At 52.2% G+C, this 358-nt stretch carries 1 pseudogene; it reads left to right on the forward strand.

Features of this window, described 5'->3' with window-relative positions:
* Positions 1-247: 247 nt before the first annotated feature.
* A pseudogene (locus tag ACTHSL_RS13230) lies at positions 248-358 on the forward strand (IS110 family transposase); the annotation flags it as partial.

Below are 358 nucleotides of genomic sequence, written 5' to 3' on the forward strand. Positions count from 1 at the left end.
GGGGCATTTGGGTAAAATTAGGAGCAATTAGGGGCGAAAACGGCCGAAAACCTGTGTTTGGGTTTCGGATGTCGGGGGAAGGGCTTTTTACAAAGGTCTCCACTTGTATATCGGAACTCCCGTATCATAGCAACAAACCGCCCGGCCGCCACCCGTACACACCCGAGGCAAACAACCGTCGCGTAGCTCAGGGAGCGGTCGGGTAACCCATCGGCACAACCGGACAGTTGCCAGACAACACAACCGAATGCAAGGCAGGTTTATGATGAGTACCCAACACAATTACGCAGGCATCGACATCGCCAAACGAAACTTCGTCATCTCCGTTTCGTCTTTGTCTAAAACCAAAACCGAAACC

The organism is Neisseria sp. P0008.S010, from assembly GCF_051962715.1.
In the GTDB taxonomy this organism is placed as follows: domain Bacteria; phylum Pseudomonadota; class Gammaproteobacteria; order Burkholderiales; family Neisseriaceae; genus Neisseria; species Neisseria elongata.